Origin of the sequence: Streptomyces sp. NPDC093094 (assembly GCF_044754345.1) — a bacterium.
In the GTDB taxonomy this organism is placed as follows: domain Bacteria; phylum Actinomycetota; class Actinomycetes; order Streptomycetales; family Streptomycetaceae; genus Streptomyces.
Map to the genome: position 1 here is coordinate 18,705 of NZ_JBIVOX010000033.1, position 25,837 is coordinate 44,541.

Here is a 25,837-nt window from a genome sequence, read left to right on the forward strand (position 1 = left end):
GTCGGGGGTGGTCACGGAGTCAGGTCTCCCTTCAGCAGGAGGCGCACCAGAGCCCGGTCGGCGTCGCCCACCTGGGTTCGGGCAGCGCTCCAGGCTGCCGGCCCCACCTTCTCGCGCAGGTCCTCGAGCCGGAGCGCGTGGTCGCTCCACCGCTCACGCCAGGCGAGGTCTGGCAGCACGGACCGCAGGCTCTGCAGCTCCTGGTGGAGGTGGGCGAGCCGAGGATGGTGGCCGGGGTGAACGTGGGCGTTCCGGCAGCCCAGGCAGAGGAGGAAGTCTGCCCCGCAGCCGCCTTCCCCGTCGGGCCACGGGCTGGTCGTCTCGTCCGCGCAGTCCGCCACCAGGGTCTGTTCGTGCCCAGCGTCCGGCTTGTCCGCGACGTGTCCGGCGAACACGGTGGCCCGGGCCTGTTCGAGTGCCTCTCGGGCTCCGGCCTCGAAGACGCTTTGCGATTCACGCCGCACGCGCTGGTCGGGCAGCACGTAGACGCTCTGGTGCGTGCCCGGCGTGTGCTGCAACGGGCGTCCCTCCCGCGTCACCGTCGTCCTGCGGGTTCGCTGGAACGGAGATCCGCCCAGGCCGTGGCTGGCGGCCCAGTTCTGAGCGTCGCCGTTGCTGATACCGAAGGACAATGGGCCCACATGGCTGGGACGTTCCGTGTTCCGATGCAACCGGTCCGGGTAGCGCCGACGAGCGACCATCAGCAGGTCCGTGGAGGAACCGAGCCGGGCAGCCAGGGCGCGTCCCCAAGCGGTCGCTTCCAGCGCCTGGGTGATCAGCCTTCCGGGGGATCCGGCGCCGGTGTCGGTGACGTTCTCCGTGGAGAACCACAGGCCACCTCCTTGCCGGCGCTTCTCCACCTGGATCTGGTAGGTCACCGAGGTCGTCTGCCCGGCGGAAGGCGCCGTGGTCGGGACCGGCAGGCGGTCGTAGACCCCCAGGTTCCAGCCGAACCGGTCAGTCAGGAGGACGGCCAGCGCGGTGAGCTCCGCCCGGCTCAGGAACAGCCTGCCCCACAACTTCGTGTAGCCGCTGCCTCCCAGGAGCGTCCGATGCGTCGGATGCAGTGAACCCCCGGGCATGCGGGTGTGCGGGACGGAGCCGGTCTGAGCGAGGTGATCGAGAACCTTGCCGATCCGCCAGTCGCGGCTGCCCTCCCGCTGCTCGCCCCGTCGCCACGTCTCAAGCAACACCGTGTTCTCGCGGATCCGCAACAGAGCCGACCGGAACTGCCGCTGGGCGACCAGCACCACCTGCTCGCGCTCCCCTTCCTCATAGGACTGCCTCGTCGACTCGCTCGCAGGCAGCCGCCGGACCAGTTCCTCGGCCACCGGACCGGTCGCCAACCGCGGGTCCAGCTTCAGCAAGGGCCGGACATGCCGCATGGTGCTCCGGCCGCCGCTGGTGCTGATGTTCTTCACGCGCCAGCGCTTGACCATCGCCACGGTCAGATCCCCGAGATCTTCAGGGGCGTCCTCCATCGCGGAGACGAACCGCGCGAACGCCAGCAACGCCACCCAGTAGCTCTGCGCCGTCTCGTGGCTCGTCCACCTGACAGACCGAGCAGCGAACACCTCGGCAAGCGAACGCTGCATCGGCTCGGCAACCGGCAGCGTGGCGAAGTCGTAGTCCTTACCCAGGCCGGCCTTGTTGACGACCCTGACCATCAGCCCGTTCGGGGCAAGCGGGGGATCTGTGCGGTGGTCGGGTGGCGGCAGGACGGCTCGTCGTCCTCGGCGGCCGGTCACGAGGCAGCCTCGAGGAGCGCGTCGATGTCCTGGATGCCCGCCGTTTCCCGGGCCAGCCTCGCGAACACGCCGTTCAGGTCCTCGCCCAGATCCTCCTGTTCGTCGGTGACCTCGGCCGCAGCAAGGATCGACTCCAGCTGCAGATGCGCGACCGGCGCGAGGTAGTGCCGCTTCGTCGTCTCCACATCCGCATGCCCGAGGAGCGTCTTGACCAGCCACCACGGGTCACCGAACAGCAGCGCGAAGTCCCTGCGGTCCGCCGCGGTGAGCCCGAAGCGACTCTCCACCAGCCGATTCAGCAGGACCAGCATGTAGAGCGCGTAGGAGTGCCGCGCGGAGTGCGGCGTCGCGTACGGGCTCTTGCCGCGCACCTCTGCGAGCCGGAACTGCCGTTTGACCTCCCGCTCCTCCGGCGTGAGCAGGACTTCCTCGCAGCGTAGATTCGCGAGTCGGAACACGCCGTTCCACCGGTCCGGGGCCATCGGCAGGCCCTCCTCGGTCAGCCACAGCCACGCCGGCTCCGGCCCGTCCGGACCCTCCAGGAAGAGCCATTGCCGTTCACGCCAGCCCAGGCGGCTCAGCTCCTGGCCGCCAACGGCCCCGTTCCGATCGACCCACTCCAACGCCGGCTTCAGCCCGCCCGTCACCTTCGTGACCAGCCGCACCACGGGCAGACGCTCATAGCGCCCCTGTGCCTGGGCGCGCTGCACCGCCCACGCACGCTCCGACTCCACATAGGCTTCGACCTGGCCGACCGCGTCCACCGAGGCGTAGAAGACCCGGCCGTTCTTCGACCTGGTCACCGCCGCGGCGACGCGGCCGTGGCAGTACCGCCCATGCCGCAGCCGCTGGGTGGGCAGCTCGAACGTCAGCAGCGACCCGCCCTCCTGCCGGCGCAGACCCGAGCTGAGCAGCAGCTGCACGAAGCTGGTGTTCCGCAGCTCTGTACGCGACTCCCACTCCGGGCTCGGTACACCGGCGCGGACATGGCCGCGCAGGCCGGTGTCCGACCACAGCCCCCACGTCCGCGGCGTCAGCCAGGACACCCGCGCACTCACCGAGTCAGCGGCCCGGTCTTCCTTCCGCGAGACGTCGACCGGCAGCGGGTACACCTTCGCCCACCGGAACAGCTTGGTGAACGCAGCAGCCTCCCGGTTCCACTTCGTCCCGCTGATTCGTCGCGGATTCTCCGGGGCCCGGCACCGCCAGTCCCGATAGTCAGCCAGATCCCGCTCGGTCGCTTGTCGCCACGGCACACCCCGAGAGGACAAGAACTCCAGCAGCAGCCGGGTATCCGTCGCGTAGTTCCGCTTCGACTCCCGCTCCAGCCCCCGGAACTCCTTGGAACGAACGAAGTCCAGCAGGTCCACATCGACCATGCCGTCCGGCCTCACGAATACCGGATCCCCCGGCCGCAGCCCGAGCCTGGCCACCGCTTCCGGCAGGTTCTGTACCCCGAGAACCCCCTCCGCGGGCAAGGCTCCCCACCGCGCTGGATCCGGCACTCTCACCACGTGCCACGTGCTCAACGGACGCCTCCTCTGACGCTTGAACACGCGCAATCATCAGGGAAGCCTCGTCGATCACCGTGTTGAGCTTCCGGGCCATCCGGCGCTCCAGGATCACCTTGAGGACGTCGGCGGCGTCGCGGGTCGCCTCCTGGTCGCCGGGGTCGTCGCTGACCGTGCCGCGCAGGGCGTCGAGGGAGAGGACCTGGGAGGCCGGCCAGGTGCGGGCCAGGGTCGACTTGCCCGCGCCGGAGGCGCCGATCAGCACGATCAGCCCGTTCTCGGGCATGTCCGGGTACAGCACGGAGGTCATGCCTCGTCTCCTCGCGGGTCCAGTGCGCGGGCAGCCAGGTTCAGACGCTGTCCGGCGTTGTCGGTGATCAGGGCGGCGGCCTCGCGCAGGGGGCAGGAGGCGTTGCCAGCGTGGTCGGGTTCGACCTGCTCCGCCCGCCGGGCCGCGGCGGTGACCAGCTGCGCGAGGGCGGGGAAGAGGCCGCCGGGTTCATCGGTGTCTTCCTGGAGCTCGCACAGGATCGCGGCGAGCTCACGGGCGTCGACGTCCTCGGCGTTCAGGTCGTCCTCGATCTGCTGAAGAGCAAGCTGGGCGATGTTGGCCGAGGCGCGGAGGCGGTCCAAGCGGGTGCGGGTGAGGCCGGTCATCGGGTGGTCGCCCTGGTGGTGGCGCGGGCGGTGTCGGCGAGCAGCATGGTCAGCGCGTGGCCGTGGCGGGCAGCGGCTTCCAGGCGCTCGATGAGCTCGTTCGGCAGGCCGCGGTTGCGGGCTCCGGCCTGGAGCCCTTCCAGGTAGAGGACGTCGTCCAGGACGCGGTCGCGGACATCCAGGACCGTGGGCTGGACGTGCAGGGCGTCGGTGTTCCGGGCAGTGGCGAGGGCCGCATGGTCGGGAGACTGACGGCAGGCGGACTCGCTCTGTTCGGTGTGGACGGCGTCGATCTCGCTGCTGGTGTAGACGCGGTGCCAGACGTCGTCTTGAGTGCGGTCGTAACCGCGGTGCCAGCCCGGGCGGGCGAGGATGCGGTCCAGCGGAGAGCGGCGCGTAGGCAGGCCGAGGGCCATGGGTGGCTCTTCCTTCGGGAGATTCGTGGTCAGGCGGCCAGCCGGTGGACGACCGGGGCGGTGGATGCCATGTAGGTGTCGGGGCTGGGCTCGTAGTCCTTGTCGCAGGGGTCGCAGACGCCCTGGATGCGCAGCGGGAGGCAGAAGTAGTAGCGGCGCTGGCACTGCGGGCACGTGGACCTCGCGGCCATCGCCCGGTCCAGCGCCTCTTCCTGCGCCAGCGTCGGTATTCGCTTGGGCCGGGCGAACTGAAGGCTGTAGAGCCAGGCCCGGGTGGGATGGGTGCACGCCTGGTCGGGGCGGTAGGAGCAGCGCTTGCAGCGCAGCACCGCGACCGGTCCGTGTCCGCCGGGGCTCAGCCCTCGGTCTCGTAGTTGCCGCCGGGTGACCAGACTGTCGGGGACGGCTCCGCGGTCGTGTTCCGGCAGGGTCGCGTCCGTGCGGGGCACACGCCTGGTCTTGCGGCGCCGCGTCGTGTGCGTCCTGGGCATCACCGCTGCCAGGAGCCGGGCAGCCGGGCGGGGCGTAGTGGGTAGCGGGGGCCGGGACGCTGCGGGCGGGGCTGGCCGATCCGGCGGCGCGGGCGGGGTATGAGCACGGGCGATCCCCTCCAGAGGGTCGGTGCACGGCGAGCGCCACGCCTGCGGTCGGCCGGGGTGGCTGGGCGTCGGCGCAGGGCAGACCGTCTCGGTCACACGAGCCCACCCGGGAAGGGCGGCGGTGCCGATGGCGAGGCGGGGCTGACGGACGGGCGGGCGTGCGCGAGGCAGGTATGGGCTGGGTGGAAGTCGTGGCGGCGCAGGCGGGGGCACTGCGCGCGGGGCACGCCTGCGGGGTGGCTTGCGGTGTGCGGCGCGGCCGTGGTGCCCCGTGTGGGCGGCAGGCAAGGGGACGGTCTCGTTGCGGGTGCCGTCGTCGTGGCGAGGCGGTCGCTGCCGGAGCAGGATCCTTGCGTGTCGAGACCTGATGACCGGGGCATGGCCGGACTCCTGGGTCAGAAGGCGGGATGGCTGACCTCGAGGAAATCCGCCCGCCCCGACCTGACCACGGACCATGGGACCCCGACCACGGTCACGATGAGGACACGAACTCCGTGGTACGGCCTGTGGTCGCTCATGGTCGGGCCGACCACGGGGCGTACCACGGACCAGGAACCGGTCCGGGGCAGGCGTGGGCCACTGTGACGGGGGAGCGGTCACAGGCCGCGGGTGTCGGCGAGGCCGGCGGCCTGATCGAGCATGCGGAGCGGTATCCGGCTCGTTGCGTGTGCGTCGTTGAACGACGGCACGGAGTCGACGTCGTCGCCGAAGCGCCGGCGGATCGCGTCCAGGAGCACCGCGGCCGCGTCGGCTTCCAGACTGCGGTTCCCTCCGGCTTCGGCCCGGATGGCGCCGAGCATGCAGCGGGCGCCGTCCTCGTCGGCCAGGGCGCCGGCGCACCAGCCACCGGTGAGGAGGCGGTGGTGGGCGCGCTGGAGCAGAGCTGCGACGGGTGTCAGGTACAGGTTCGGGAGCGGGGCAGGTGGCATGTCGACGGGGCCGGTGACGAGGTCGGTGAGGTCGACGGGGCCGGTCGGGATGTGTGCCGTGTTGACCTCGTAGGCGACGGCTGCTTCGTCCAGTCGGATCGTCATCGCCGCGTTGGTCAGGGCGAGGCGTTCCTCGAAGGACAGTTCCACCGGGGGAGCGGGCGAGGCGGCCTGAGCTGTCGGGGCGATGTGCCCCGTGGCAAGAGATGGGTGAGTCTCGGGCATGGCGGTTCCCAGGGGGCGTCGAAGCAGGGCGGGGCGGGGTGGTGACCTCGACGCGGTGGCCGGGGCGGGCTTCAGACGGCGGCGACCAGGCCGGTGATCACGCCGATCGCGTCCCGGATGACGGGCGCGACGGCGGTGGAGGCGAGGAAGAAGCCGAATCCTGTGCAGGCCAGGGCAGACCACACGCCCACAGTCCCCTTGCGGAGCAGGAGGGCTACAACGGCGGCGAGGAGGACGACGGCGGAAATCGATACGGCCACGGGGTGGGTCCTTCCAGGTGTGAACAGGGCCCGGCCCATGCGGGGCCGGACCCTGCGCGGGCGGGGTCAGATGCCGGAGAGGTGCTTGATGGCTTCCAGTGCCTGGCGGGGTGAGATGACGGCGTCGCGGCGCGCGGTGGTCTTCCCGCCGCTGCGGTGCTGGACGTCCTGCCTGGGCGGCGCGTCGTCGCTGCCCTCGTCGTCCGGTTCGGGGCCGAACTCGCCGGGCCGGGGTGGCTCGGTCCAGTCGAACCACAGGCCGCGGGCTTCGAGTTCGCGGATCTCGTGAGCGGTGAGGGTGGCGGCGGTGTCGGGGAAGAACTCGTCAATGCCCGCTTTGAAGTCCATGAACAGGGTGCGCAGGACTTCGGGCTGGTTGGCTTCGACGATCCAGCCGGCGCCGCCGGTGTTGGAGTCGGCGGGCGGCTCGGGCTCGCCGCGCATGACCCGCTCGAGGCGGCCTGCTTCGGCAGGGGTGAACGAGCGGGGGAGCGGGGCGGGGATGTGCTCGGGCGGGATGCCCAGGGCCCGGAACATGTCACCGATCTTCTTCGGCGCCACCTTCAGCACGACGGGGATGCAGTTCTCGCGGAGGTTCTCGACCAGGAGCTGCGTGAACCCGTCCTGCACGTAGATGGACTGGCCGGCGACCTTGATGCCGATGCCGTACTTGCGGCCCTTGACCGACACCCGCTCCGCGAGGTCCATGATCTCCGCCCCGTACAGGCCGTTGCGGGCGGCGGACAGGAACTCGTCCAGGTAGGCGGACAGCATCCGGTAGGGGCAGCCGACCGCGTTGCCGGACCACTCGTGAACGAGACCGTCCTCCCAGACCATCTCGCCGCGGATCTCCATCAGGGCGTCCAAGGCGCGCAGCAGGCGGAGCATGTAGAGGGCGCCGACGCCGTAGCGGGCCGTGTGCCGGCCCAGCGCCGCGGTCTTCTCGTCCGGCGCTTCCGTGGCCAGCATGACCACGGCCCCGTGCAGGGCGTCCGCAGCCACGTGCAAAGCCATCAGCTGCGTCTTCCCGCCACCGGACGGCGCGACGAACAAGCCGTGGGCAGCGCCCCGGTCGGTGTAGACCCGGTTGCGGGCAGGCTGCCCGTTGCCGAGGTAGCCGGTCACCCACCGGCCGTCCGCATCCGGAGTCAGCAGCTCCCTCGTGACGGGGAAGACCTGCGCCAGCGGCGAGGCATCCCACAGGGAGACCAGGACCTGGCTGCCGTCGACGGTCACGAACAGACGGCCCTCGTCGTACTTGGTACGCAGCGCGGCCGCCAGCGAGTGCAGGTTGACGCTCGGCTCACCCAGCTCGTCGGGGACCCGGGCGATGTAGTGGGTGACCTTGCGGTCGTCGTCGCGGACCTGCTGGACGAACTCCGAGCCGGGAACCGGGCCGCCGTCGGCGCCGATCCGATCCGCCCACCACTGGCGCGCCGTTGGGGCGGTGCGGCGCCGCTCGTTCGCGTCGGGGGTGACGTCGACCTCCCGCCAGCCGGGCCCGCCCTCACGCCTGTGCTGGCGTGCCACCTCGCGGATCCGCACGTCGGTGACGTCGACACCGAACGCCGCCGCCACCGCATCGTCGGTGAGACCGGTGATGGGCCGTCCCGCTTCTGACGCGCGCAGCAGCAGCGACAGGTCGTGGGGCATGCCGTCGTGCGGGGTGGCCTTGACGACGACCGTCCGGCCCGGCATACCCCGGGTCTCCCACAGCCGGCGAACCTGGCGGGTGAACGGGTCGGCGCCGTCGTCCGGCTGCGCCGGCGACGGGACAGCAGGTGGAGCGGCGGGCTGCAACTGCGGGGCCGGTGCGTGGACGGGGGCGGCGAGGGCGGGCCGGTGACGGCGGCGGGTGTGCCGGGACAGCGGCATCACCAGCAGCCCGGCCGCCGCCCACCCGGCGGCGAGCAGGCCGTCCAGACAGTAAGGGCCCCAGCCGATCGTGTTCTTGGCGGCGATGTCGACGGCAGCGGCGAACACGGCCGGCGACCAGCGCAGCACCTTCCGGCCTGTCCCCGTCTCGCCGGTCTGACTGTCCTTGTAGGCCAGTACCCACCCGCCGACGCCTGCCGCGCCCGCGAGCTGCACGGCCGTGTTGACGGGGCTGTCGGGCATGAGATTCGGGGCCGCGGCGAGGACCGGGGCGGCCAGCGTGTACAGGGTGCGCTCCAGTGCGACGCTGCGCGGCACGGACACAGGGGTCTCCTTGGGGAGGAACATGAGGGGGCGGCCCGCGCCTTGGTGGTGCGGGCCGCCCCGGGCAATGCCGGGTGAGGTCAGCGGGCGAAGAAGCCCGGCTTGGGGGTGCGCTCCTTGCGGCCGGAGCGGATGTCGTCCAGCGCCTCGTACAGACGGGCGTGCGTCCGCTGCGCGGCATGGGCGAGGCCGGACACCTCCCGGGCCGTCTCGTGGAGCTTCTGCACCTCCGCTCCGGCGCCGCCCAGGGCGAGGGCCACCTGGTTCGTCATCTCCACGAACGTCGGGTCGAGTTCGGCGTTGGCGATGGCCGTCGCCAGGGTCTCGGCGCGGTCGGCGTTCGTGCGCATGCCGCGCAGCAGCGTCTCGAGTTCGTCGCCGGCCAGGTCCATGGCGTTGGCGAGCGTCTTGAGTTTGTGCTGGACGGCCTTGTACCGGGTGTCGCCGTCCGTGGGGACGGTGGTGGCACCCGGGTGGGGGGTGAGGCTGCTCATCGGCACTCGCTTCCGGTCAGTCGTGGTGGGTGGCGGCGGATGCCTGGGCAAGGCCCGCGTCGTTCATGGCCTGGACGTCCTCGCCGTAGGTCCGGCCGACCGAGACCGCGGCGACCCGGGCCGCCTTGGAAGCGGTCTCGCACTCGGTGGCACACCGTTCGGCCAGCTGCTTCATGCGGGCCGCGGCGTCCGCCAGGTCCGTGATCTGGTCCACGACCTCGGTGGCAATGTTGTGGTCACCGACCAGGTCGGCGGCCATGTCCCGCAGCGCGTCGGCGACCTTCCCGAGCGCGACCGCCAGTTCCTGGGCGCGTTCCTGGTCCAGTGCGGCGGAGATCGCGATGTTCACGATCTCCACCAGGTACTCGTCGAACGTGACGTCCGTGCGGTGCTGCACCGGCGTCTGCCCCGGTGCGGTCGTGCCGGCCTTCGATCCCAAAGGGTCCTCCTGAGTGGTGGATGAGCTGCGTGCGGTGGTGCCGGGGCGCTGGGCGTCTGTTTCCGATGGGGCAGGCAGGGCTGCCGGGCCGGTGAGATGCACGGCGAAGGGATCGGCAGGACCGTCCACGATCACGGCGTCCCAGATGTCGTCCTCGACGACCTCGCGCCGGTAAGGCCGGGCGGGGCCATCAGGGCGGTCCATCGTCTGCCCGTAGTCCTCCGGCCGCCCCCTGCTGTGAGACGACTCCTGCGGACCGGGGCCGGAACGTGAAGACCCGCCCCGTGCGGAGGGAGGATCCTCGCCCTTCCGCCTCCCACCCTCGTATCCGCCTGCGGCTGCACCCGGGTCAGGCTTGGCCGACGCCGGTTCCTCCGCTGCGGCGGAGCCGTCACCGCCAGCGGCTCCGGCAGGTCCCGTACCCGCCTTGGCCCCGTCTCCTGAGGCAGTGCCGCCAGCCTTTCCCCGACCGGTCTGACTGTCCTTGGCGCCCTGCGGACCCTTCCTGGCCTCGCTCTCGCTCGGGGCCTTCCCGTCGGATCCGCTGGGCGGCGTCGAACCGCCTTTCGTGCCGCCGTCGGTCTTCTTGAACTCGGCGTCGCCCTTTGACTTGTCGGTGGCCTGCTCGGGGCCAGGCTTGGGTGCCTTCGGGTCCTTGGAGGCGTCGTCATCCTTGCGGCTGTTGTCCTTGGGCTCCGTGACCGGCTTGGGCTTCTTGGCGTCTCTGTCAGCGTCCTTCGCCGTATCCCGCTTCGCCGCGTCGCGCCGGGCCTGCTTGGCAGCCTGACGGTCGGCCTTGGCCTTGCGGCGCTCCTCCCGCTCGGCCGCCGCGCGGGCGTGATCGCGGTCCTTGGAGCGGTCGGCGAGGTCGGCGGCCTGCGCGGCGCTGCGCCGCTGCTGACGTGCCGCCTGCCGGGCGGCAGCCCGCTCGTGGCGGCCGCGGACCCGTTCAGCCTGGGGACTGGCGGCGGGCGTGTTCTGTGTCCTGCCGCTGTCGCCCTTCGAGCCGCCCTTCCCCGAGCCGCCCGAACTGCTGTTGCCGGTGGCCGCGTTGCCTGACCCGGAGCGCCCTGAGCCGTTCTGGCGGCCCTTGGGGCCGCTCGACGACCGGTTGCCCGCCGGAGCGTCTTTACGGCCGCCAGCGGCCCGATCGGAGCGTTCCTGGGCCCCCTTTGGGGAACCGCCTCCGGAACCGGCAGACCCACGGGTCCGCGAGCCGCCCCCGCTGCCAGCGGACTTCGCACGGCCCTTGTCGGCGCCCATGCCGGAGCCGGACGCGTGCGCGGAGTCGGCCTTGCCGCGCGCGGCCGCCTTGTCTCCCTTCGCCTTCATCAGCGCAGCATGGAGTTTTCCGTTCTGCTCCATCAGTGCGGTTTCCTGAGCAGTGCGGGCCTCCAGGAGCGCGACCTGGCGTGCAATTTCCGCCTCCCGGAAGGGCGCTTCTCCGGCGTGCCGGTCCCGCACTACTTCGAGCCGGTGTTCCAGCCAGTCACCGAGCCGGTCGGCAAGAGAACGAGGCTGCTCGTATTCCTCTTCCTCACCTTCTTCGTCCTCGACGTCCGGCGCTTCAGGAATTCCGGTTTCCTGTAAAGCCGTTTCCGGGGAAATCGGCCCACGAATTGAGGAAAGTCCTGTCGGTGTTTCCGCGGATTGCAGCGGGACAGCCCCTTCCGGACTGATGTCGGGAGGTTCGGAAAAGAAGAGATCTCCGCCGTCGGGGGCGTCCGGCATTCCGCCGGAATCGCTTGCCCGAGCGGGGAGGCGAACCACGTTGCTGTCGGTGTCGTCGGACACCCGACTCCTCCTCCTGGGGTTTGACAGTCGGTACCGGCCTCGCGTACACGCGTGCGCGGCACGCGTGACACGTGGCACGAGCGGCACACGTTGGGATCGCCGAAGGGCCGCCCCAGGGATCGGGGACGGCCCTTCATGCAAGGGGTGCGTGGGGGTCAGCCGGTGTGGCGGCGGTAGACGTTCTCCAGGGCGAGCGCGACGTCACGAATGAACTGCGTGTCCCCGTCGCGGTATGCCTGCGTGCCCCGGATATTCATGATCCGGAGCCAGTAGTAGAAAGCGCCGAGTTCGCTGCCGTGCTGGGCGGCCAGTTCCTGACGGATTTTCCGCTCGTGTTCGGCACGGTTGTATTTCTTCCGCTCCGCTTTCGTGAGCGGCCGGCCCCCGGTCACGCCGACTCCCGGCGGTCCAGGTTGTAAATCGACGTGGGACCACTATAGCCGGAATTCGGCCCCTGTGTGGTCCGCCGCTGAGGTGCTTCGGGAGCGGACGGGAGTGGCGGAGCATTTTTGCGGTCCTTGAGCTGTTCCTTCTCCTTGCGCTGTTTCCTGACCGCTTTCACCTTTTCATCGTGGGCGTGGCGCCTCTCGGCGCTTTTCTCGAGCCCGGCGGTGATGTTCTGAAGGCTTTTGATGAGGTCCTTCAGGGACTTTTCCACCGGGTAGGACCGCAGGAATGCCTGGCCCCTCTTGTCGCCCTCGACGCGGGTGCTGCGGCAGTGCACGCGGGTCTCGCGCTGGAGGATCTCCAGCTTGGCCTGCATGTCCAGCGCGACCCGGTGGAAGTCCGCGAGGTAGTGCGCGTACGCGGACGGGTTCTGCGCGATCTCCCGCAGCGCCGCGTGCGGGTCTTCGAAGAACGGCTGGCTGGTGCTCACAGGGGCTCCTCCGTGAGGTTCGGGTCTGCTGTGCTCGGGGGCTGTCGACGTGCTTCCGGCAGTCGCAGTGAGGGCCAGCCCAATTGCCGTGGGCTGGCCCTCACTGGTGTGTGCCGGACGGCGGATCAGCGCAGGTGTTTGTCCGCGTCCTCGGGACGCAGCAGGCCGGCTTGGGAGAGCAGCCGGACAGCGCGGGACTGGTTGACGCTGAGCTTGGTGCGGGCCTGGTAGAGGGTGACGAAGCCGTCCTCGTCGCGCGGCAGGTTCTGTACGAGCGGCAGGAGTTCAGCGTCCGTCCGTACAGGCGTACCGGGACGGTCGGCACCCGCCGTACCGCTTCCGATTGCAGGGGAGGACGCAGCGGCCGTACCTGTACGAGCCTGCGGAACACCGTCACCGCCGGACTGTGTACGGACGCTGACCGACCCGGTGCGTACCGGTACGGCCGCACTGGCCGTACCGGTACGTCCCGCAGCCGCTGTACCTGTACGCCGCGCCCCGCGGGAAGTGGTGTGTACACCGTCTGTACGGTCCCTGTACGGCCTGGTCACCACCCCTTCGGACCCGTCATCGTGCGGCGGGTGCGAGGCGGGGCGCACAGGGTCCGTACCGTTGTGTCCGGGGCCCGTCCTGTCCGGGCGTACCGAGCCGTGAGCGGTGTACAGGTCGCCGCTGGCAGCCCCTGTACGGCTGGACGACGCGCTGTCCGTTCCGTCTGCACGCCGGTGCGTATCTGTACGGCCGGGCATTCCGTTTCCGCTGTCCGTACCGGTACGGCCGCCTGCAGCAGCCGTACTGCCGTGCCCGTCCGTACCGTCGTCGTGCATGAGCGTGTGGACGCGCCAGATGACGGCCACGAAGATCAGCACGACGAACGTGGTCAGCTGCCACGGCGCCGACTGGCCTTCCTCGACGATGTGGGCCTGCTCGGACAGGTGATACGTCACGTTCGCCGACGCCATCAGCAGCAGCGCGTAGGGGATGTCCTTCTTGGCGCGGAACGCGGTGACGCAGTAGACGTCAATGGACACCGGCAGCAGCGGGGCGACGTACTGATTGATGCCGACCATGCGGGCCAGCTCGTACTCGCCAGAGGCGGCGAGACCGACGCCGGCGGCGAGCGCGATCCACGGGGCGGTCTTCCACGCCTTGCGGCTAAGGTTCTGCTGCCAGCCCCGGAAGCGGGAGGTGGCCCGCTTCGCCTCCCGGGCCTCAGCGAGCAGCCGGCGGGCGCGGGCCTCATCCGCCCGCGCCCGCTCGGTGATACCCCTCGCCTTGCGCTCCGCCTCCGTGGTGATGCGGTCGGCCTCCTTCTGGGCGGCCTCCCGCAGCTGCACCGCGACGGTCCTGGCTTCCTCCCGCAGCCGCTCACGCTGCTTGCCGCACGCCTGCTTGAGCCCGGCGAGCTCCTCAGCGAGGGCCTTGCGCTTGGTCGCGGCGTCCGTGTCGAACTGGTCGGTGAGCTCGCGCAGCCTGGTGCGGGCCTGCTCCGCCTCGGTGTGCGCGGCGGCGACGTGAGCGTCGGCCTCACGGCGCCGGTCGTCGGCGGCCTGGACCGCGTCCGCGTACAGCTGCTCCGCCTCGCCGCGCCGGCCGTCGTACTGCTCGGCCGACGCCTTGGCGAGCTGGGTGAACCGCTCACGGGCCTGCTCGACTTCCCGCTGCGCCGCGGCCACCAGGTCGTCGGCCTGCTCCTGGGCTCGGGCGAGGATCTGCCCAGCCTCGGTGCGATGCCGGTCGACCAGGGCGCTGATCTCGGTCAGGTCGGCCTCTGCCAGACGCCGCAGCTCAGAAACCGCCTTCCCGGTCGCCTCGCGGTCGGCGGCGGCCAGCTCAGTCAGGTCGGCAACCTGCGCGCGGGCCTCCTTCACGAGGGTCGTAGCGCGGTCGCGGGCCTCAGCCAAGAGCCGGTCGGCCTCGCTGCGCGCCGCCTCCAGGCCGGTTTTGGCCGTCGCGCGCTGCGCGGTGGCCTCCCGGTCGGCATCAGCGATGATGCCCGTGGCGCGGTTCTGCGCCTCGGTCATCAGCACGCTGATCTGATCGTGAGTGTCGGTGACGGTGTGCGCGGCTGCCGTCTCGGCTTCTGTCTGAAGGGCGGCGCCCTGCTCGCGCGCGGTGTCGATGATGTCGGCGGCCCGGTCCCGGGCGTCCGTGACACAGGCCAGCGCCATGGCGTCCGCTTCCGGCTCCGTCAGACCGGCCGGGGCCGGCGGAGCAGTGGGAGTGGTGGAGGCAGTGGGCTTCTTGCGGGCGGTGGGCCTCTTGGTGCGGGTTCGAGTGGCGGCCACGCCGCCTCCTTCCGGGTCAGGTGCCGCCGCCCCGTCTCGGGGGCGGGTCCGGGGCGTTCGGTCAGGGGCGGTGGGCGGGCAGCGTCGCCGCGTCCTGCACGAGGTGCTGGCGCAGCCAGGCGACGGCGGCCGGGGGCATCGCCCCGGTGTCCGGCTCGCGCAGCGGCGCGGTGTCGATGTCGTGCATCGCGTCCGTGGCCGGGAGCAGCCGCATGTAGTCGGGGTCGATGCCGGCGCGGGCGCGGCCGGTGCTCAGCTCGGTCAGGTCGTAGAGGACCTTGCGGGTGTCGGTATGCGTCCAGGACCGCTCCACCCGGCCGACGGCAGTGTGGCCGGGCAGCCCGAGCCAGAACTTCTCGGCGTCGCGGAACAGGACGATGTCGCCCATGGTGTAGGTGGCCGTCGGGCGGGCGGCCTGTGTCTGGGGCTGGGTCACGTGCTCTCCTCGCATGCCGTGCACCGGCGCTGGGCCGGCGGTCCGGACTGTCCGGCTCTCTGTCACCGCCCGCCCCCTGCCGCCGTGAAGTCGGCGGCCGGGGCGGGCTTGGGCGAGCGGATCGGGCAGCCGTCAGGCCACGACCGAGAGGTTCCGGTGCGGAGCGATGACCTGGCCGTCGGGGAGCAGCTCTCCGGTGTCCTCGAAAACCACGACGCCGTTGCACAGCAGGCTCCAGCCCTGCTCCGGATGGCTGGCCACCGTGTGGGCAGCCTCCCGGTCACTGCTGTCGGCGGTCGGACATGCCGGGGTGTGGGTACACAGCGAGCCCGGCAGCCGGGTCGTACCAGTGGTCGTCGCGGTGTCGAGCTGGGTATGGCTGCGCATGGTCTCTCCAACTGAGGAAGCGGGCCGGGGCCTTTCCGGGCCGGATGCGTATGTGGGGCGGATCAGGCTGTGCGGCGGGCGCGCTTGCGGGCGGCGCGGCGCTTGATGGCGCGGCGCTCGTCCTCGGACAGGCCGCCCCACACCCCGTCGTGCGTGCCGGACTCCAGCGCCCACTGCCGGCACTGCTCGATGACCGGGCAGCGGCGGCAGACAGCCTTGGCCTCCTCGATCTGCAGCAGGGCCAGTCCGGTGTTGCCGATCGGGAAGAACAGCTCGGGGTCTTCCCGGCTGCAGAGTGCGCGGTGCCGCCAGTCGGCGCTGGGCTCGGCGGCCGGCAGGTGGGCGGGGGAGAGGCTGAGGAGGCTGGGTAGGTCCTTCATGGATACTCCCGGTGATCTCGTATAGGGGTGAGGGGCCGGTCCATCGGGCGCCTGCAGCGCGTCGGCCCGGCCGCCCTCAACGGGGGCGGCCGGGCCAGGGGCAGGCGACGCCGTGGTGATGTCGGCTGGAGGGGGCGCTCAGGGCCGCTGCTCGCGCAGCCGGGCGGTGTAGGCGTCCTGGAGGCGGACGAACCTTTCGTACAGGGGCGCTCCGGCCGAGCACGTCTGCCCGGCCGTGCATGCCGGGCAGGCTGCCTTGTGCTTCCGGTAGGCGCTGTACGCGGCCATGTAGCGCTTGTAGAGGTCTGCGTGACGGCCGCTCACTAGCGTCGGTCTTCCTTGCTGCGGCGATTGATCTCCGAACGCCGGTTCTGGTTGGCGTTCTTCTTCGACAGCTCGGCCTTCTCGTCGTCGGTCAGATGCGTGATCACGCCTCCGCCTCCCCGCCCGTCGCGCCCAGAGCGTCGGCCTCGCGGACTAGGTGATCAGACGTCGTCCACACACTGCCGATGACGAAAGACTCACCGTCGGGGCGCAGAACGTCCCGGATGACCAGTGCCCACTGGACGCACCTCCGGCGGAGCAGGGCTCGAGCCAGCTCGGGGTCGAGGACCAGACGGAGCACTTCGAACGCGCCGTCCGCGTTCCGGTAGATCGCGCCGACACCGCGCGGGCCGATCTGCTGCGCGACGACCCGGCGCAGCGCCTCGCGCATCATCGGGTCGTCCTGCATCTGGTGCTGCGGCGGGTGGGGCAGCCCGCCACCAGGGAAGGGCTGGCGGCCGTCGCGCTCGTGCGGACTGGGTCGCATCGGAAGGGGCGGCCTCTCGGCCAGGAGGGCTGGAGATGTCATGATGCTGGGCATGCAGGTGTGTCCTTCCGCGAGGGGTGACCTGCGACAAGAACCCCCAGGGCCCTAATCCCTGGGGGTTCGTCGCTCCTATTTGGTGGCTCCCGCCCACTCCGGCGCCACCAGCCCGCACGGGTGGTGAGCGCCGACCAAGCAGCAGGATGAGATGGAATTGCCTGTCAGACGACAGGGCGGTACAAGTCAGGTCGGCTGCGAAGCATCTGGTCCTGAGTGGGCGGTTCGTGAGTTGATGTCCGTTCCGGACTTGGTCACTGCTTCATGCTAAAGGTGCCGGGCTCGGCCTCGATGAGGATTCCTAGTGTGACCAGGCGTTTCATCTTGGCGCGGGTGCGTTCTATGTGTTTCGGCAGGAGCGCGAAGTCGAGAGCCTGGCAGATGTCGCGGGCTCTCAGTGGACCGGTGGTGTCGTTGAAGACGGCGAGAATGCGCGGGTAGTCCGGATGCTCGGGCAGCTGCAGACCCCCTGCCGGGTCGACCGTCCGGGCCGGGATTCGGTCGACGAGGCCGGTGATGGTCGTGCGGGTGATGGCGAGGTGTTCCAGACGCAGTTCGGTCTCACGGAGCTGGTTCTGCAGGGCGTCGATCTGGGTGCGGAGATCGTCGGCCAGGGCCCGGACCGCGTCTTCCTGAAGGTCGAGTGCCTGGAGGAGGGGGTTGAGGTTCACGCGCCAGCCATCTGCGGATCGCGCCAGGTGAGCGTGTTCGCGTCGGTGAGCCGGCGGGCCATGACGTGAGTCATGGCCCAGTAGACGCGGGAGGTGGAGGAGGCTGGGCGGTGTTCGTAGTCGCGGACCAGGCGCCGGTGCAGTATCAAGATCCCGAACGTCTGCTCCACCCGCCACCGTTTCGGCTGCGGAACGAATCCCCGCTCTTCAGGGTTGCGCCGGACGATCTCGACGTCGATTCCGAGGCCGGCCCCGTGCGTGACGACCTGGTTCTTGAAGCCCTGGTCGACCAGGGCCTTGCTGACCGAGCCGCCGGCCGCGACGACGACCTGGTCGAGCAGAGCGATGCCGGCAGCGTTGTCGTGGACACTCGCGGCCAGCACGGTGACGGCGATGACCAGGCCGAGGACATCCACAGCCAGGCCCCGCTTGCGGCCCGGCACCCGTTTCGCGGCATCTTTGCCCGTCGTGACCGAAGGGACCCCGGCGGCCACCCGGACACTCTGGGTGTCCAGGATCACCAGGGTCGGGTCCTCTAATCGCCGGTCCCTCTCCCGCACCTGGCAGCGCAGGAGTTCATGGATCTGCTGGTCGGTACCGTCGTCCCGCCAGGCGGCGAAGTAGTAGTACGTCGCGCTCTTCGGCGGCAGGTCGTTCGGCAACAGAGCCCACTGACAGCCGGTCCGGGACTGGTAGAGGATCGAGTTCACGATCTCCCGCATCGAGTAACGGCCCTGGTGGCCGCTGACGGAACGGTGCCGGTTCTTCCAGGCCGTGAGCACCGGCTCGATCAACGCCCACTGCTCGTCGGACAAGTCGCTCCGGTACGGCTTGCGTTCATTCACCCCACCGATCCCAGCAGGCCACCGGCACCGGACCGGAACGTTCCGGCTTCGCCCACACCATCAGGTGACGCCAGAACCACTCATAGACTCACGAACCGCCCACTGAGCAATCGCAGACATTCGAGCGGCCAGCCTCCGGCCTACTTCGCACGAGACGTTCCGTTTGCAGGGCGTGCAGGAAGCACGGTGCTCACGGAGAGCGGAACGGATCTGCCCGTAAAGTGGGATAGCCGGGGCCGCAGCGATTGCTGTGGTGCGGCGAATCCGCTCACGCAGCCCGATAGCGCGAGAACAGCGCCCGGAGCGACAGTGGGAGCAGCCGCTCTGCAGATGTTCGACGAGTCGCTCACGCGGCTGACGGGTGGCGGCGGGCATCTGGACTGGTGCAGGGGCAGTTTGCGGACGGGGCCTGCGCATCGGGCGCATGCTACGGCGGCTGGACGCGGTGCTCTCAGCAGCAAGCAACCGCTCAGCCCACTGCTCCAGAGTGATGTCGACATCGATCCGCTGCGCACTTCCTGGGCATCGGCGGCCGTTGGATGCATTTGCCGCGCCAGCCTCGTCGCGGTAGCGGCGGCCCTCCGCCTTGGGTTGCTCGAGACCGTCACGGTGCGGACGGATCATCGACCGGCTGAGCCTGCGCCAGGTCTCGCAGTCCGGGCAGACAACTGTGGGGGTCTCGCCCGACCGTAAGCTCAGGTGCTCCGGTCGCATATCGCTGGCCTTGATCGGGGTTCGCCCGTTGTGGCGCATCTGATCTCCCTTGCTGTTGCGTTCTCCGCTGAGCAGGTGGAACAGCATCCAGTCCTGGTCAGCGGGCAGCGCAACGGCTGCGGGTGACCCACCTGGCTGGGTTCCAAGGGACCGCGTCGTACTTGTCACCTTGGCCGCGCTGGTAGCGGCGGTCAGCCAGACATATGGAGTTGAGAAGGAGGGGTCGTGGGGCTGGCTCCGCCAGTCGATGCCTCCGCAAGGTGGCTCCAGGCGGGGAGCCGGGTCCGAACACCCAAGACATGCTGCGATCCCGGGATCGGTCTCAGGCAGGAACTTCCTGGGCCGTCGGGCCTTTATGCCGTGGTGGCGGTGGTGGGCTGCACTCGGCACCGGACCTCGAAGGCTCGGAAGTCGTCCTCATGCACCCGCAGCGCCTTCTTGTATCCGCGGCCGATGGCGATGGCTGGCAGGTCTCCCGCCTCAATGGCCTGGTAGATGGTCGAGACGGCTACGTCGAAGTACTCGGCGACAGCCTTGACCCGGACGTATTGACCTGGCCGTGAGATTGGCTTCGGACCGGCCAACGCCGCCGTGGTGTCCATGGCTTCCATGCCTCACACCGTAGCGGCATACCTGCATACCGCGCAAGCAGGTATGCTTGCCATAATGGGTTCTCGGGTACGGCAGTAAGGTCGGTAGAGATCGCAACGGAAAGGACGGCCATGTCAGACGACTCATGGGTCAGTGATTCGGCGCCGTACCTTCGCCCGCACAGTGGCAAGGCCCCTGACGCTTGGACTGATGAAGCGGCCAGCCGGGGCCGAAGGGGCGGACAGAAGACTCTCAGCGTGGCTACCGTCGCCGCCCCCGAGGACATCCGGGCAGCGCTCCGGCTTGCTCCGGGTGCGGAGGTGGTGGTCCGGAGCCGACTGATCTTGCTGGACGACGCCCCGGTTGAGCTGTCAGATTCGTACTATCCGGCTGCCATCGCGGCTGGTACCCGCCTTGCCGATCCTAGGAAGATTCCAGGTGGCGCGGTGAAGCTCCTCGCAGAACTCGGATTCACGGGAGAAGAACATGTCGAGCAGGTCAAAGCCGGCACTGCCAGCCGGGACCAGGCAGCACTTCTCGACCTGGAGCCCGATAGTCCGGTACTGCAGCTCACTCGGGTCAACCTAACGGGTGAGGGTGTGCCGTTCGAGGTGGCGATCATGACAATGCCGCCCCAGCGGCACCTGACCTACCGACTACGGACGGGAGCCCGTTGAATGGCACGCGAGTACACCGATGCCAGAGATCCCTACCAGAAGATCGCCGCCGAGATGAGGCGGAAGATCATCCGTGGTGACCTTGCACCAGGTACACAGCTCCCGACCGTGGCACAGCTCATGGAGCAGTACCAGCGGGCGTCGAACACCACGATCCAGAAGGCGCTGCAGCTCCTCAAAGACGAGGGCATCGCCGAGGGCCGGCCAGGTAAGGGCGTCTACGTGCGCCAACACAGCCAACAGGCCATCGAACCGATGGCGTACATGACGCCCGCAGCGCCCGGCGAGCCGTACAAGTGGATGACGGAAGCTGCAAAACAGCAGCAAGCTGGCGGGGCGCAGCTGCTGGATGTGGCAGTGGTATCTCCTCCTGCCGAGGTCGCTGCTGCGCTGGAGCTGGAAGGAGGCGAGCAGGCGCTTCTCCGCAAGCTGGTCCTCACCCTGGACAGCGAGCCTACGGAGCTGACCCGCTCGTACTACCCGTTGGCGCTGTGCGAAGGCACTCCGATGATGGAGAAGCGCCGCATCCGTGGCGGAACACCGGCACTGCTGAACCAGTTGGGCTTCCCGCCCCGCGAGTTTGTCGATGACGTCTCGGCTGAGATTCCGACGGAAGAGGAGGCTGTCACGCTGGAGCTGCCGAAGGGCATCCCAGTGCTGGTTGCTTTCCGGGTCGTTTACTCCGACGACAGGCGTCCCATCGAGGCGACGCTCATGACGAAGGCGGCACACCGCTACCGGATGCGATACAGGATGCACGTGAGAGAGGGGTGACTGCGCAGCGCCGATCCAGCGCACTGCAACCGCCCATGGTTCGGGGCCGGGACAGTCCTCGCGCACTACTACGACACTGCGCTGGTCTGACGGCTCTCATTTCGGGGTGAAGAGTCGGTGACGGCCTATCAGACGCTTGTCCGACACATCGCCATCTATGGCCTTCCGCTGGCCTGCTGGGGGAGTAGGGTACCCCTGGACCTGATCCACAACTGCAAAGAAAAAAGCCCCCTGGACCTTAGGCAAGTCCTGAGGGCTCTCGACCGGGGTAACCCGGTCCGGCGTACCCCCTTTGTGTAGAAAGGAGGTCGCGTGATGCAGGGTACCCGTACCTGCACGCGGACACACACCACCCCGCCGTGGAAGCGACTGAAGAGCGTCGCTCCGGCGGGGTGCCCGCGCTCCGGCGACTTCCTCATGGCCAGCCTGCGCTGGGACCGTCTTACGTCCTTCGAGCGCATCGACTTCCGTGCTGGTGGGCAGCGCGGTCAGTGCTCCACTCCGGAGGCCCGATCGCCATAAGCACTTGATGAGTGGCGGCGCCCGCTTCAGGGCCCCCTAGCCACCGGGACGCCCAGTTCGCGAGGTGTTACCAGCACCTCGGCTGAGCGCCCCCAATACCGACCGGGTTACCAGCCCCGGTCGAAGGGGTCGTTCGGGCCGGTTACCAGCCGGATCGAACGCTCGTACAGGTTCTCCTCAGAACCACGAAGCACCGACAGGGGGCTTCGTCATGCCGTTTTGGCGATGCCTCCACGACAGGAGCCATTGTGCAGGACTGCTATGCCGTTTTCCAGCCCAGCTACGCCCCTTTAATCCTTTTTAGCCGCTTCTGGCTGCTGTCATCTACAGCATTTCGCGCCGACGCTTCCCTCATCAGCCCTCGCCGGCGCACCCGATGAGTGCCGTAGCGGCGCCCGCGGTATTCGTTCCGGCTCCGCGAGGGCCCGTCGACGACAGTGGGGCCCCTGCGGACCCGGAGCTGTGGGTACCGGAGGCGCGGCAGTGGCTGCCCACGTCGACGGGCCGGATCGCATCGGACGGCTACAGCTGGATGCAAGGCGTGCACTGGGTAGCGGGCTCGGGGCTCTACAAGCCGCGCCGGCACCGGTCTCACGGACCCCGCTCGTTCGGCCCGATGACAGTGGTTGTCGCGCAGCTGCTCACGGAGCTGTCACCGTGCCGGCCGGGAGTGAAGTACCTGGCCCGGCGTACCGGTCTGACGATGCGTGCGGTGCAGTACCACCTGCAGATCCTCCGCGAGACCGGACTGCTTGCGTGGGAGACGCGCGGGACACGGGTGAGTGGTGGGCAGGCGCAGGCATCGGTGTATGTCCGCGTGCTGCCCCCGGAGTTCGACACCGCGCTCGGGATCCGTACTTCCGGTGAGGGCACCGGACGGCGGGTGACGGGGATCGCGGAGACCGGCCGGAAGCTCATGACCTGCCTGGCGAGAAAGGCGTCCCGGAAGGTACGACGGCCACGGTCGGCAGTGTCCCCGGTGAAGGGTGCCCGAAGCGGGTCATCTGGGGCTTCAGCGACTGCCGTTTCGGCTGCGCCCTGTTGCACCCCAATGGGGGGTGGTTCCACTACTGGTCTGTCTGCGGGTGGTACTTCCTTCCCCCCTGAGAGCAAGCTCGCAAGCGGGCAGCGCAAGTCCCCCACCCCGAAGAAGTCCAAAGCCAGGCTCGCCGGTCGCCCGAAGCTGAACGTGGTTGGCCGACGCTTCCAGCTGGCCAGAGAGCTGACCCAGGAGCTGGACTGGCTGCGCGGCTGCTCGGTGCCGCGGATCGCCTGGGTGGCCCGGACCATCGCTGACGCTGGGTGGACGACGGCCGACGTCCAGGGCTGGCTGCACTTCCGCCGAGGGAACATCACCCAGGTACGCCGGGGCTCCGGCATGCTCGCTGCACTGTTGGCTGGTGCAGAGAACGTCCTGGACACCCCAGAGAAGCGGGCCATCGTGGTGGAGGATTGGAGGGCCGCGCAGGAGGCTGCCCGCCGCTACCGCATCCAGCAGGTCCGCGCCCGTACCAAGCGGTTCGAGGGCGGCTGGCAGGCCCCGTCCAGCCGCGCCGTCCAACGGAAAGTGGAAACCGCGATCGCGCAGGTCAGCGAAACGCCGGGTGGCGGCCACGAGCCGGACCAAAGCCAGGCCCCCGACGACCTGGCCGCGCCATTCGAGATGAGCACGCAGGAGCACGACGACCTGCGCGCCACCGCCCAGGGCCAGCTCATGCAGGGCGAGACAGACCTGATCACCGGAACCATCAACGTGATGGGCCACCAAGCCGCAGAGCGCATCTACGGCTCGGACCTGGTGCGTCGTGCCCAACAACTGGCAGGCGCTGTCCGCAGCTCCCGGGTGGCACTCGACCACCGGTAGTGCGCCCAACGTTGACAGGTACACATACATCGTTCACGGCGCCGCCGCAGGAAGAGCGGCTGTCTGCCTCAGCGTAGTGGGTTCCCCTCACACACGCGGGGATGGGCCCGTTCGTGCAGGGAGGAAGGCGCGACCAATACACGCTCTCCGCGCGCGGGGATGGGCCCGTACTCGGTACTTTTCCTGGCCCTGGAGGACACCTGGCAGCAGTACGGTCTGATCGCCCCGGCCGAGCGCACTACCCACGCCACCGACTGCTGCGTGGTACCCCGGCCCGGCACCGACCTCTGACTGGGGCTGCTCTGATCGGACAGTGTACGAACCTGTCGCACCCGGGCCCCAGGGGACAAGCCATGACGCCCCGGGGCCCGGATCATGAAGGGGCACTCTGTCCAACGATGCGGCTGTCCCGGCGTCACGCAATGCCAGGCGAGCCTTTGCCCTTTCGCGATCCGCGGTGCGCGGAGTGCAGCAGCGGTGACCCGGGGTGCGCGGCTCCGCGACTGCCGGTATGCCGTACCGGCGGCTGAGTATTGTGACGCGGGTCACGCTACCCGTCTCTGTCTTCGTGCACGACCTACTGGCTGACGGTGTTGGCTACGAGAGGGGCGCGCAGTGACAGAGGACCAGATCCATGCCATGGAGCCGGGCCGCTTGACCGGGTTGGCGGTCACGATGGTGCAGGTTCGTGGCGCGGTCTCGCTGGAGCGCGAGAAGCGCAGGACGATGACGCAGCTCGCGGACTGTCTGAGCGGCCACGGTCAGGCCGGTCAGGTCACGCATCGTGACCCGCTTGGCGGTGAGTGGACCATCACGGTGGTCCCGGCCGCCGCCGCGGACAATGAGCGGGGGAGCCGTCTTCGGTGACTTCTGCCGGACAAGGGGAGGGCCGTGCGGATCCCCGTGCGGCCTTCTACCGCATGCATCACCGTCGGCTCGTCGGCTACTTCGGGCGCAGGGTCAGCGACTTAGGCGAAGCCGAAGCTCTCGCCCAGGAGACCTGGATGGCGTTCCTACGCCGCTTCGACAGCTATCAGAAGATGTACCAGGACCCCGTCGCACCGTTGTTCGTCATCGCCCGGCGCAAGCTCGTCGACTGGTACAGGGACAAAGGCAAGAGTCCTGAACTCCCCGGCGATGAAGTTCTCGGTGAGCGTCTCGCCCAGGCCGCAGCCGCCTGTCCCGACGTGATCAGCCAGACTGACCTGCGCATCGACCTGCATCGGACGATCGCCCGGCTCACGCCGCGGCAGCGCGAAGCCGTCGAGCTCCGCTACGTCGACGGTCTCGACCGCGAGACCGTCGCCGCACTGATGGGCATCACCGTCGACGGGGTGAAGAAGCTGATCAGCGCAGCCGTGACGACTCTCCGCACGGCGAAAGACCTGGCGGGCTACCCGCCACCCACCGCATCCGACGCCGGCACCACGTGCAAGGAGGTGCGCAAGTGAGCCCCTCGGACAGCCGCCCCGAGCCGATCGAAGAAATCCTCGCCGCCCTGAGCGAGGACGGCCCCGCCTACACCGACGATGACCTCGACGCCGGCTACAACGCGGTACTCGACGAACTCGACCACCTCACCCCCCAACGCGCCCGGGAGCTCGACGACCTGGCCGACGAGGCCGAACTCGGAAGCGACGCGCATGCGCTTGGACTCGAGTACCTCGACCGCGGTGATCTGGAGCGCGCAGCCCGCTGGCTGCGCATCGCCGCGCGTCACGGGGTCCCGGGCGCCGAGCAGCAGCTGCAGGACGCGTGCGAGCTGCACCATGCCTTCGACTGCCTCACTCCCGAAACCGCACCCCAGCGCCTTGCTGCCGCGGAGGAACCCACCAGCACCGGCTGGGGGACTGTGGACCTGACCCGCTACGCGTCGCATCTGCTGGAGTTCGGCTTCAGGGATTTCACCAGGGAGCAGATCCTGCGCGATGCGCACAAGGAAGCCGAGCGCATCCTTGCCGACGCGCGGCGCGCGGCTGCACAGATCACAGCAAGTGCCCAAGGAACCGCGCACAGCAGTGACACGCCGCTGCGTGCGGCGACGAACCACATCCGCCGGTTCCCGAAGCTTCATACCGGCCCCGACTGCGAGCGTATGACCTTGCCGCTCGCATGGAATGCGAGCGGTTCTGTCGAGGTAAGGTACATGGAGGAGTTCGGCATTCCGCTCATGCTGTGGTCGCGGGGAGAATGCCACGACCTACCGCTTCAGCATCTCCGATCCGTCTGGTGCGATGAGGAGTGGCTGGCTTTCAGCCAGCAAGTCACACAGCAACGAAGCCAGCGCCAGCCATGTGCAGGCATGCATACTCTGCTCAACCTGGTGGGGCGTGAAGCTGCTGAAGCCTACGAGCAAGCCGTGGAAGAGGGCGACTCCAGCAGTCTGCGTCTGTACTTGGCTGCTGATGCCCAGCTCATGCCCCGGCTGCTGACCTGGGCCCGGACGGCCCCTTCCATCACCGCTGCCGCCGTGCACAAGGCCCTCGCTGGCACGATGACGTCTTCCAGCACGGGACTGATGCTGCCGGCGGCCCTGCAGGAGCATTCCACTACAACAGCCTGACCGAGTCTGGGTATGAGACTGCTGCCAGCGGTAACACGGCAGCAGCTGCCCCAACGGGCGGCCCCAGGTCTCGGAAGGGCGAGGACAGCGGCGGCCTGCCGTGACGACACAC

General features: G+C 69.4%; 28 protein-coding genes and 1 pseudogene. 7 read left to right on the forward strand and 22 right to left on the reverse strand.

The window, feature by feature from the left end:
• Window positions 1–11: 11 nt before the first annotated feature.
• The 22 genes and pseudogenes from ACIQGV_RS37940 to ACIQGV_RS38045 form a co-directional block, all read right to left on the reverse strand.
• Complete coding sequence (locus ACIQGV_RS37940; protein WP_402503612.1) at window positions 12–1,667, reverse strand: hypothetical protein; 1,656 nt, start codon at window positions 1,665–1,667, stop codon at window positions 12–14.
• A 77-nt stretch (window positions 1,668–1,744) separates the two neighbouring features.
• Window positions 1,745–3,277, reverse strand: coding sequence for a site-specific integrase (locus ACIQGV_RS37945; RefSeq protein ID WP_402503614.1), 1,533 nt, complete (start codon window positions 3,275–3,277; stop codon window positions 1,745–1,747).
• Between the two features lie 28 nt (window positions 3,278–3,305).
• A pseudogene (locus tag ACIQGV_RS37950) lies at window positions 3,306–3,569 on the reverse strand (AAA family ATPase); the annotation flags it as partial.
• Window positions 3,566–3,916, reverse strand: a complete 351-nt coding sequence (locus tag ACIQGV_RS37955; protein WP_402503616.1) for a hypothetical protein — start codon at window positions 3,914–3,916, stop codon at window positions 3,566–3,568. The gene ACIQGV_RS37955 and the pseudogene ACIQGV_RS37950, both read right to left, overlap by 4 nt.
• Window positions 3,913–4,332: a hypothetical protein gene (locus ACIQGV_RS37960; protein ID WP_402503618.1), complete on the reverse strand. Its 420-nt coding sequence runs from the start codon at window positions 4,330–4,332 to the stop codon at window positions 3,913–3,915. The genes ACIQGV_RS37955 and ACIQGV_RS37960 overlap by 4 nt, the downstream gene beginning before the upstream one ends.
• 29 nt (window positions 4,333–4,361) lie before the next feature.
• The gene (locus tag ACIQGV_RS37965) at window positions 4,362–4,781 is read right to left on the reverse strand and encodes an RRQRL motif-containing zinc-binding protein (protein WP_402503621.1); all 420 of its coding nucleotides are present in this window, start codon (window positions 4,779–4,781) and stop codon (window positions 4,362–4,364) included.
• Between the two features lie 746 nt (window positions 4,782–5,527).
• On the reverse strand, window positions 5,528–6,085 hold the full coding sequence (locus ACIQGV_RS37970; protein WP_402503623.1) for a hypothetical protein: 558 nt from the start codon (window positions 6,083–6,085) through the stop codon (window positions 5,528–5,530).
• Window positions 6,086–6,156: 71 nt separating this feature from the next.
• Complete coding sequence (locus tag ACIQGV_RS37975; protein ID WP_402503625.1) at window positions 6,157–6,345, reverse strand: hypothetical protein; 189 nt, start codon at window positions 6,343–6,345, stop codon at window positions 6,157–6,159.
• A gap of 66 nt (window positions 6,346–6,411) precedes the next feature.
• Window positions 6,412–8,544 (reverse strand): chromosome segregation protein ParM, encoded by a 2,133-nt coding sequence (locus ACIQGV_RS37980; protein WP_402503628.1) that lies wholly within the window; start codon window positions 8,542–8,544, stop codon window positions 6,412–6,414.
• A gap of 80 nt (window positions 8,545–8,624) precedes the next feature.
• Window positions 8,625–9,038 (reverse strand): conjugal transfer protein TraB, encoded by a 414-nt coding sequence (locus ACIQGV_RS37985; protein ID WP_402503630.1) that lies wholly within the window; start codon window positions 9,036–9,038, stop codon window positions 8,625–8,627.
• A 16-nt stretch (window positions 9,039–9,054) separates the two neighbouring features.
• Window positions 9,055–11,271, reverse strand: a complete 2,217-nt coding sequence (locus ACIQGV_RS37990) for an ATP/GTP-binding protein (protein ID WP_402503632.1) — start codon at window positions 11,269–11,271, stop codon at window positions 9,055–9,057.
• Between the two features lie 155 nt (window positions 11,272–11,426).
• Entirely contained in the window at window positions 11,427–11,663 is a 237-nt protein-coding gene (locus tag ACIQGV_RS37995) for a hypothetical protein (RefSeq protein ID WP_402503635.1), read from the reverse strand.
• Window positions 11,660–12,148 carry a hypothetical protein gene (locus tag ACIQGV_RS38000; RefSeq protein WP_402503637.1) on the reverse strand — a complete coding sequence of 163 codons (489 nt, stop codon included), beginning with the start codon at window positions 12,146–12,148 and terminating at the stop codon, window positions 11,660–11,662. Before ACIQGV_RS38000 ends, ACIQGV_RS37995 begins: the two co-directional genes overlap by 4 nt.
• 125 nt (window positions 12,149–12,273) lie before the next feature.
• The gene (locus ACIQGV_RS38005) at window positions 12,274–14,436 is read right to left on the reverse strand and encodes a hypothetical protein (protein WP_402503640.1); all 2,163 of its coding nucleotides are present in this window, start codon (window positions 14,434–14,436) and stop codon (window positions 12,274–12,276) included.
• Window positions 14,437–14,497: 61 nt separating this feature from the next.
• Window positions 14,498–14,872 carry a hypothetical protein gene (locus ACIQGV_RS38010; protein ID WP_402503643.1) on the reverse strand — a complete coding sequence of 125 codons (375 nt, stop codon included), beginning with the start codon at window positions 14,870–14,872 and terminating at the stop codon, window positions 14,498–14,500.
• A 132-nt stretch (window positions 14,873–15,004) separates the two neighbouring features.
• On the reverse strand, window positions 15,005–15,196 hold the full coding sequence (locus ACIQGV_RS38015) for a DUF5999 family protein (protein WP_402503725.1): 192 nt from the start codon (window positions 15,194–15,196) through the stop codon (window positions 15,005–15,007).
• 125 nt (window positions 15,197–15,321) lie between these two features.
• Window positions 15,322–15,639 (reverse strand): WhiB family transcriptional regulator, encoded by a 318-nt coding sequence (locus tag ACIQGV_RS38020; RefSeq protein WP_402503646.1) that lies wholly within the window; start codon window positions 15,637–15,639, stop codon window positions 15,322–15,324.
• Window positions 15,640–15,777: 138 nt separating this feature from the next.
• A complete protein-coding gene (locus tag ACIQGV_RS38025; RefSeq protein WP_402503649.1) occupies window positions 15,778–15,963 on the reverse strand; it encodes a hypothetical protein in 186 nt (61 codons plus the stop codon).
• Between the two features lie 103 nt (window positions 15,964–16,066).
• Window positions 16,067–16,450, reverse strand: a complete 384-nt coding sequence (locus ACIQGV_RS38030; RefSeq protein WP_402503652.1) for a hypothetical protein — start codon at window positions 16,448–16,450, stop codon at window positions 16,067–16,069.
• A 308-nt stretch (window positions 16,451–16,758) separates the two neighbouring features.
• Window positions 16,759–17,175 carry a hypothetical protein gene (locus ACIQGV_RS38035; RefSeq protein WP_402503655.1) on the reverse strand — a complete coding sequence of 139 codons (417 nt, stop codon included), beginning with the start codon at window positions 17,173–17,175 and terminating at the stop codon, window positions 16,759–16,761.
• Window positions 17,172–18,020 (reverse strand): IS5 family transposase, encoded by an 849-nt coding sequence (locus tag ACIQGV_RS38040; protein WP_402503658.1) that lies wholly within the window; start codon window positions 18,018–18,020, stop codon window positions 17,172–17,174. Before ACIQGV_RS38040 ends, ACIQGV_RS38035 begins: the two co-directional genes overlap by 4 nt.
• A gap of 1,067 nt (window positions 18,021–19,087) precedes the next feature.
• Entirely contained in the window at window positions 19,088–19,345 is a 258-nt protein-coding gene (locus tag ACIQGV_RS38045; protein ID WP_402503661.1) for a helix-turn-helix domain-containing protein, read from the reverse strand.
• Between the two features lie 111 nt (window positions 19,346–19,456).
• On the opposite strand from ACIQGV_RS38045, the gene ACIQGV_RS38050 reads away from it, so the two are divergent.
• The 7 genes from ACIQGV_RS38050 to ACIQGV_RS38080 all read left to right on the forward strand — a co-directional run bounded on the left by ACIQGV_RS38050 (window position 19,457) and on the right by ACIQGV_RS38080 (window position 25,725).
• The gene (locus ACIQGV_RS38050) at window positions 19,457–20,002 is read left to right on the forward strand and encodes a GntR family transcriptional regulator (RefSeq protein ID WP_402503663.1); all 546 of its coding nucleotides are present in this window, start codon (window positions 19,457–19,459) and stop codon (window positions 20,000–20,002) included.
• Window positions 20,003–20,776, forward strand: coding sequence for a GntR family transcriptional regulator (locus tag ACIQGV_RS38055; protein WP_402503666.1), 774 nt, complete (start codon window positions 20,003–20,005; stop codon window positions 20,774–20,776).
• A 1,711-nt stretch (window positions 20,777–22,487) separates the two neighbouring features.
• Window positions 22,488–23,162, forward strand: a complete 675-nt coding sequence (locus ACIQGV_RS38060) for a hypothetical protein (protein WP_402503669.1) — start codon at window positions 22,488–22,490, stop codon at window positions 23,160–23,162.
• Between the two features lie 159 nt (window positions 23,163–23,321).
• Entirely contained in the window at window positions 23,322–23,453 is a 132-nt protein-coding gene (locus ACIQGV_RS38065; RefSeq protein WP_402503672.1) for a hypothetical protein, read from the forward strand.
• A 324-nt stretch (window positions 23,454–23,777) separates the two neighbouring features.
• Window positions 23,778–24,029: a hypothetical protein gene (locus ACIQGV_RS38070; RefSeq protein ID WP_402503674.1), complete on the forward strand. Its 252-nt coding sequence runs from the start codon at window positions 23,778–23,780 to the stop codon at window positions 24,027–24,029.
• Window positions 24,026–24,613, forward strand: a complete 588-nt coding sequence (locus ACIQGV_RS38075) for an RNA polymerase sigma factor (protein ID WP_402503677.1) — start codon at window positions 24,026–24,028, stop codon at window positions 24,611–24,613. Before ACIQGV_RS38070 ends, ACIQGV_RS38075 begins: the two co-directional genes overlap by 4 nt.
• Window positions 24,610–25,725: a hypothetical protein gene (locus ACIQGV_RS38080; RefSeq protein WP_402503680.1), complete on the forward strand. Its 1,116-nt coding sequence runs from the start codon at window positions 24,610–24,612 to the stop codon at window positions 25,723–25,725. Before ACIQGV_RS38075 ends, ACIQGV_RS38080 begins: the two co-directional genes overlap by 4 nt.
• Window positions 25,726–25,837 lie beyond the last annotated feature (112 nt).